The organism is Vibrio xiamenensis, from assembly GCF_900100015.1.
Lineage (GTDB): Bacteria > Pseudomonadota > Gammaproteobacteria > Enterobacterales > Vibrionaceae > Vibrio > Vibrio xiamenensis.
On record NZ_FNDD01000012.1, the window covers coordinates 137,241 to 143,986 of the forward strand.

The following is a 6,746-nucleotide window of genomic DNA, read 5'->3' on the forward strand; positions in this document are numbered from 1 at the left end:
TTTATGAAAACAAAAGCCATGCAATCGCATGGCTTTTTTATTGGGAGATAGGTTTTTTTCGCATTAGGCGAAGTTGGCGTTAATACGCATTTTCAAATACTCTTGCGCGGTGATAGGTTGATAACGCTGCTGTGGCCCTTGAATGATTTGGTCGCGATTGGCTTGGCAGAAAAATGCCATGCTGTAGCGTGAACCTTGGTTTTCTTCGGCGCTTGGCATTCTGACGCGGTGCAGCGTAGATTTGAGTAAATCATCACTCCAACGCATCAACATATCGCCAATATTGCAGGTGATGACACCCGCTTTCGGTACCACATTGCTCCACACCAAATTTTGTTTGGCATCTTTACCGCCCGCAACTTGCAGACCACCTTGGTTCTCTTGTTGAAAAACCATGGTCAAACAATCAAAGTCGGTATGAGCGCCAGCACGCCAATGCTCGCCTTCGGTCGGAATTTCTGCCATCGGCAAGTAATGCAGCATGCGTAATGTGCTCAGGTAATCTTGCGATTCGCGCTGGTGGGCACGAGTAAAGAAGTCGCGCTCAAAGCCCAGTTTATCTGCAAAGCAAGACAGAACCTTCATTCCCAATTGCCATGCTTGATGCTCCATAGACAGCAAGTGTGACTCAAATTCTGGCACCAATTGCTCACTGGGCCACAAATCATCCATGTGCGGTAGAGTAATTTGATACGACTCTTTTTGATCGGCTGTGCCGGTTGACGGGCGTACTTGCTGCTTAAATTCCCAACCCGCATTTAGCCCTTCTTTAAGCGGGAATTGCTGTTTGTCTTGCTGAGGAAGTGAGAAAAACTGCTCGCTCAAACCAAAAGCTTTCTCGATATCAGTCAACGCAATTCCGTGATTGGTGAGCTGAAAGAATCCTACTTGTGTTGCAGCTTGCCATAGTTGCTCGGTGATCTCTTCGCGTCGCTGCTCAAAATCGTGCAGGTCAATCATCGGGATGGATTCGACATCGGCTTCAACGCCGCGTCCGCCAATCGTGGTTTCGAAATTCAGTTCGTCTAATTGATAGCAAGTTTGTGTCATGGTTTTAGTCTCCAATTAAGCATTTGCTTGTTATTGGAGCAATGTCCAGCAATAGCAAAGTATTGCAGACCGCTTCTACTCCGTGGGTTTGATGAATTAAGTTATGTGCTGGTCATTACCACACGCCGTGATGCACCAGTTCCGCTTCGTCTTCAAGCAGTGGGCCGAGCACTTCGACTTCGCGTTGACCGGATTCAAACACAGTGCGACAAGGCAGCGCTAACGTCGGGTTCTCCGGGTGATTACCAGTGAGTGTTTTAAGCGTGGCTTCGCTCAAACCATACACAACGCGGCCAACGCCCGCCCAATAGATAGCTCCGGCGCACATTGCGCATGGCTCTGCCGAAACGTACAAGGTACAGGTTTGTAGAAAGTCAGGGCGATACAGTTTGCTGGCTTTGGTCATAATCACGCGCTCTGCGTGACCCGTCATGTCTAAATTCGGTAAATAACCGTTAATTTGTTCCAGTAGTATTTCACCATTGGCATCGACTAATACCGCAGAGAAAGGGTGAATACCGCGTAATTTGGCGTCTTCGGCCAGCGCGAAACTGTAGCGAAGAAATTTAAAATCGATATGTTCATTAAGCATAAAAAATCCTTTTAACTGTGCTTCTCGTCTTCCGATAGACTCCAGGCAAACAAGCCTTTTTGAATCCAACTGACGGATTTAAATAGCAACATACTGACGATCGAGAGAAACACTAATGCCGCAAACGCTTGAGGAATTTTGAAATACGACGTTGAGAACTGAACTAAGTACCCCAAGCCTTTTTCGGCGGCGACAAATTCGGCGATAACCGCACCGATAACCGCTAAGGTGATCGCAACTTTCACGCCACTGAAAATGTGCGGAATGGCGTAAGGTAGGCGAATTTGCCAAATGGTCTTTTTCGAGTCGACATTGAGCGAACGTGATAATTCAATCAATTCCGGCGGTGTTGCCAACATCCCGGTGGTTGCTGATACCACTAAAGGGAAAAAGGTGATTAAGCACGTGATGGCAAGTCGCGGCGCATCGCCAGTTCCCAGAATTACAATCAGCAAGGGGGCGATAGCGACGACTGGCGTGGATTGAATGACGACCAGCAAAGGAAAAATCGCTCGAGTAAGGAATTTGGAGCTAACCATCATTATCGCCAGTGGAATACTGATGATAAATGACAGGCCAAAGCCAAGCAGCGCGATGCGCAAAGTCGCCCACAAGTTATCAAACCAGCGTGCGGCTGAAACTTGAGTAAAGGCGTGGACGATATCCGACGGTGCAGGAAGAATAAATGTGGGTACTGAAAATACGCGACAGATAAGTTCCCAAATCGGGATGAGTGCCAACATCGCCAGTAAAGGAAGGCCATTTTTAGACCAGTAAGCGTAAAAACTTTTCATCTTGATTCCCTTCAAGGTTACTTAGGCTAAGCAAGACGGCGCAGCGGCGAAACATTGTCTTGCTCGCTATCGGCTTCTGCTTTTGGATGATAAAAATACTCACGAATCTGTTTGGTGTAAGCGCCAAATTGCGGATCCTGCAAGGTATTAATATTCCTCGGGCGAGGTAAGTCGATGGTGATTTCTTCCAGTACCGTACTTGGCCTTGGCCCCATCACCAGCACTTTGTCTGCCAGTAGTACCGCTTCGGAAATGGAGTGGGTAATAAACAGCACCGTTTTCGGTTTTTCACTCCAAATGCGCTGCAACTCAAACCCCATTTCTTCGCGAGTCAGTGCATCAAGCGCGGAGAAAGGTTCATCCATAATCAAGATGTCGGGATTGAGCAACAAAGCGCGGGCAATGCCAACTCTTTGTTGCATGCCGCCCGATAGCTGATCGGGCATACTGGTCTCAAAGTCGGCGAGGCCGACTTTTTTGAGCAGGGATTTCGCGAATACACGCTCTTTATCGCTAACGCGACCAAATTTGTGTTTGAGCGGAAACAGCACGTTATCAAGTACGTTTTTCCAAGGTAGAAGCGTCGGCTTTTGAAATACAATACCGATATCTTCACGTGGTCCGTTGATGTGATGGCCAAACACGCGAATTTCGCCTTCACTCGGCTCGATTAAGCCAGAGAGCAAACGCAAAAGGGTCGATTTACCACAGCCCGAAGGGCCGACAATCGCAACGAATTCATGCTTATTGACGTTAAAGTTGACGTCTTTGAGCACCGTCACCGATTGTTTGTCTGTGTGGTAGGTGTGGCCGATTTGCTTGAAGGAAACAAATGGCTGCATTAGTTGACTCCTTGGTAGAAATCACGAGAGATCGCCGCTTCAGGGTCGAGTTTGCCTAGGTCTAAACTCTGCGCTTCTGCTGTCCATTTCCAGGTTTCAGCTAAGCGAGTGGGAGTGAAGGCGCCCACACCGTCACGCTGGCTGACATCATTCAACACTAAATCACGAATCGATTTAATGGTGTCGGTGGCTTGTTGTACATCGACCTCGGGGACTATGTCATGTACGTCTTTGGCGCTTTGCTCTGGGTGCTCCCATGTGTAAGCCACCGATTTTGCAAAAGCTTTGATAAAACGTTTCACCACATCTGGGCGCTCTTTGAGCATTTTGTCGCTCGCGATAACCGAAGATGAGTAAAACTGCAGCCCGGCATCGTGCCACGGGAAAATATCGATTTTCTTACCGGCTTGTTTGGCTTGTTGCTGGTTTTTTACTGCATCGGTTATCCATGAAATCATCACATCTGATTGACCCGTGATCAGCATAGGATTCAACGCGCCAGGATCGGCTTTTAGGACCTTTACGCTACTTTCATCAATGCCGTTTTTCTTAAGCAATAAAGGTAGAAATACGTTGGCGGAAGTAAAAGGGGAAGTCACGATGGTTTTACCTGCCACATCTTTTACCGAGTTCACGCCAGAGCCTTCAAGTGCATAAAAAGCGTAAGGCGCTTTACTAAAAATGGAGTAAATAGCTTTAACCGGAACATCGTCATTCGCTTTTGCAACCAATAGCGCAGTGATATCTGAAGATCCGATATCAGCAGTACCTGTCGCCACTTTCGTGATCGCGTCTGTCGAGCCTTTACCTTGCAAAATGGTGACGTCGAGATCTTGTTCGGCGAAGAAGCCTTGTTTCACGCCAACATAAACAGGGGCTTTGTCACCACCTGGTAGCCAATCGAGTTGGAAAGTGACTTTATCGGCAGCAAAGCTAGGGCTTGAGGCCAATAAAACGGATAGAGAAAGGGTGAGTTTTTTGAGTTTTGAGAATGGTTTCATAGTTGCTCCGTGTCTTCCTTTGCACTTTACAAGGTGATGCACTCACCACAGAGTACAGTCACACTGTGATTAACTATGAGCAATGTCCCGACGCCGTCATTGGCATCTAACCGCTTCTACTCACGTACAATATGTATCCAGCAAGCAGTGTGCCACAATTATGAGAAAGTGGATCGTAAGGATTTCCTCGTTAGTTAATCCAAGCTTTGTAAGGATTGTAAGCGATTAAATACGACTGAGGTTGTATACAATAATTTCGATTATGTTGCGTTTGTGTTATTAAAATGCACTAAAATGGTGTGTTTTATTCTCATTCTTGTGCATTTTTGGTGCATGATATACGGTTTGTGTTGGTCGGCTATGGCTAGGATTCATGGTCTGCTAATTGCATTGTATACAGAGTGTTATTGTATTTTGAGTGTTGAGTAGAAGCGGTTAGGAGTGATGGAACTCCGGGACATTGCTCATTAGGTAGTACGGTTAAGCACTACTGATGTGTTTTAAAGGAAGGGATGTTCCATGGATTATTTAATTAAAAACGCTACTGGTGTGTATTCATCGATTGAGAATGTGCACGATATTCGTATTCAAGACGGAAAAATCACCGAGCTTGGGCAAAATTTGCATCCCATAAATGGTGAAGAGCTTGTTGATGCTTCAAACTGCGTTGTCTATCCGGGATTGGTGAATACTCACCATCACATTGCTCAGTCGCTGCTAAAAGGTATTCCTCAAGGGCTCAATGACGGACTAGGGGATTGGCTTGCCAGTGTTCCATATCGTTATTGGCCGCAAATTACACCAGATGTCATGTACAGCGCTGCAAAGCTTGGTTTTTATGAACTGCTGCGTTCAGGAGCGACCACGTGTGCTGACCATCATTATTTATACCATGCTAATTCAAGCCAAGAAGTTGAAGAGGCGGTGTGGCAAGCGGCCGATGAGATGGGTATTCGCTTGGTCCTGTGCCGTGGCGGTGCCACCATTAAAGGTACGCATAAAGGTTTAGCCAAAGCCGGGGTGATTCCGGAATCGGCACCGCAAATGATCGAACGCTTGGAGAACACTCGTTCGCGGTATCATCAAGCCGGTGGCGACGCGATGCGTAAACTCGTGGTTGCGCCCACGACAATTGCACACTCAGCGACCCCCGATGATTTGCGCTTACTTGCCGAGTATGCGAGAAGTCATCAGCTAAGAATGCACTCTCATTTACTTGAAGTGAGTTTTGATGATGAGCAAACGCGCCTTAAATACGGAAAGAGCGCGGTGGAATTTGCGCAAAGCTGTGATTGGCTGGGAGAAGATGTTTGGTTTGCACATATTGTTCAAGCAAGCAATGAGGACATCGCTTTACTCGCGCAAACTAAGACAGGTATTGCTCACTGTCCTACTTCGAATTGCAGACTTGGCAGTGGTATTGCCCCAATTCCGCAAATGCATGCTGCGGGCATGCCGATTTCTATCGGTGTTGATGGCTCTGCTTCAGCAGAGTCAGGGTCGATGTTGCAAGAGCTCAACTTAACTTGGTTGATACATAGAGCGCAAAGTGGCCCTCAAGCCACCACACTTGAACAAGTACTGGATTGGGGAAGTGTTGGTGGTGCGAATATTCTAGGCCTGAATCAAGTCGGTAAAATAAAAGTCGGTTACTGCGCGGATTTGGTTTTATATGATTTGCATCAGCCACGTTTAGCTGGGTGTCACTCGCAGAGCATGGCACCTATCATGTGTGGTGAGCCGGTTAATATCAAAGCCAGCATGATTAATGGTGCATTGGTTTATCGTCACCAAGACGACAGCTTGTACCAAAACCTAGTTGATGAAGTTCGTCTTTCAGTTACCAAGCTCAATCAAAGAGTGAGTAAACTTGGCGTTTAATTGTCGATAATGTGCGCGAAAATCCAGTTTTTGCTGGTTATTTAACCTGTCAGCCAGAAAAGCCCCTTTTTTGGCTGATTTCCTCTTGCTTATCAAATTTTCCTCCCTATAATGCGCCTCCGTTGTCCGGGAAAACTTCAATGATTTCGGATAAGCAAAGACAGTCATTTTCAATATCTTAACTTGAATAAAATAGAGTTAAAAAACAGTTGACTCACTCAGTTAACTCGCTAAAATGGCCGTCCGTTTTGAGGGTAACCTCACAACAAGCTCTTTAACAATATAAACCTATCAATCTGTGTGGGCACTCGTTGATGATAATCAAATTAGATTCTTCGGAATCAAATTGGTTTCAATGAACTGAGTGACCAATCGATACTTTCTTTTATAAGAGTGGTATCGGCACAGTCAATTCACAGTCTTCTATTCGAAAGAATAGAGAATGTAATCAGTATTCATTGAGCCACAAAAAACTTTTAATTGAAGAGTTTGATCATGGCTCAGATTGAACGCTGGCGGCAGGCCTAACACATGCAAGTCGAGCGGCAGCGACATAAACAAACCTTCGGGGGCGCTTATGGGCGGC

At 46.3% G+C, this 6,746-nt stretch carries 6 protein-coding genes; 1 reads left to right on the forward strand and 5 read right to left on the reverse strand.

The genetic code is table 11. From position 1 onward, the window contains the following. Positions 1–63: 63 nt before the first annotated feature. The 5 genes from BLS03_RS11700 to BLS03_RS11720 all read right to left on the reverse strand — a co-directional run bounded on the left by BLS03_RS11700 (position 64) and on the right by BLS03_RS11720 (position 4,279). On the reverse strand, positions 64–1,050 hold the full coding sequence (locus BLS03_RS11700) for an isopenicillin N synthase family dioxygenase (protein ID WP_093273886.1): 987 nt from the start codon (positions 1,048–1,050) through the stop codon (positions 64–66). A 115-nt stretch (positions 1,051–1,165) separates the two neighbouring features. Continuing rightward, the gene (locus tag BLS03_RS11705; protein ID WP_093273890.1) at positions 1,166–1,642 is read right to left on the reverse strand and encodes a nucleoside deaminase; all 477 of its coding nucleotides are present in this window, start codon (positions 1,640–1,642) and stop codon (positions 1,166–1,168) included. 11 nt (positions 1,643–1,653) lie between these two features. Beyond that, positions 1,654–2,436 carry an ABC transporter permease gene (locus BLS03_RS11710; protein WP_093273893.1) on the reverse strand — a complete coding sequence of 261 codons (783 nt, stop codon included), beginning with the start codon at positions 2,434–2,436 and terminating at the stop codon, positions 1,654–1,656. A gap of 26 nt (positions 2,437–2,462) precedes the next feature. Next, on the reverse strand, positions 2,463–3,278 hold the full coding sequence (locus BLS03_RS11715) for an ABC transporter ATP-binding protein (protein WP_093273896.1): 816 nt from the start codon (positions 3,276–3,278) through the stop codon (positions 2,463–2,465). Continuing rightward, positions 3,278–4,279 (reverse strand): ABC transporter substrate-binding protein, encoded by a 1,002-nt coding sequence (locus tag BLS03_RS11720; RefSeq protein WP_093273898.1) that lies wholly within the window; start codon positions 4,277–4,279, stop codon positions 3,278–3,280. The genes BLS03_RS11715 and BLS03_RS11720 overlap by 1 nt, the downstream gene beginning before the upstream one ends. A 519-nt stretch (positions 4,280–4,798) precedes the next feature. Between BLS03_RS11720 and BLS03_RS11725 the strand changes: the two genes are divergently transcribed. Next, entirely contained in the window at positions 4,799–6,160 is a 1,362-nt protein-coding gene (locus BLS03_RS11725) for an amidohydrolase family protein (protein ID WP_093273900.1), read from the forward strand. Positions 6,161–6,746 lie beyond the last annotated feature (586 nt).

Coding starts and splice junctions, on each gene's coding strand:
- BLS03_RS11715 (WP_093273896.1), bottom strand. CDS start 3,278: ATGCAGCCATTTGTTTCCTTCAAGCAAATCGGCCACACCTACCACACA.
- BLS03_RS11720 (WP_093273898.1), bottom strand. CDS start 4,279: ATGAAACCATTCTCAAAACTCAAAAAACTCACCCTTTCTCTATCCGTT.
- BLS03_RS11705 (WP_093273890.1), bottom strand. CDS start 1,642: ATGCTTAATGAACATATCGATTTTAAATTTCTTCGCTACAGTTTCGCG.
- BLS03_RS11710 (WP_093273893.1), bottom strand. CDS start 2,436: ATGAAAAGTTTTTACGCTTACTGGTCTAAAAATGGCCTTCCTTTACTG.
- BLS03_RS11700 (WP_093273886.1), bottom strand. CDS start 1,050: ATGACACAAACTTGCTATCAATTAGACGAACTGAATTTCGAAACCACG.
- BLS03_RS11725 (WP_093273900.1), top strand. CDS start 4,799: ATGGATTATTTAATTAAAAACGCTACTGGTGTGTATTCATCGATTGAG.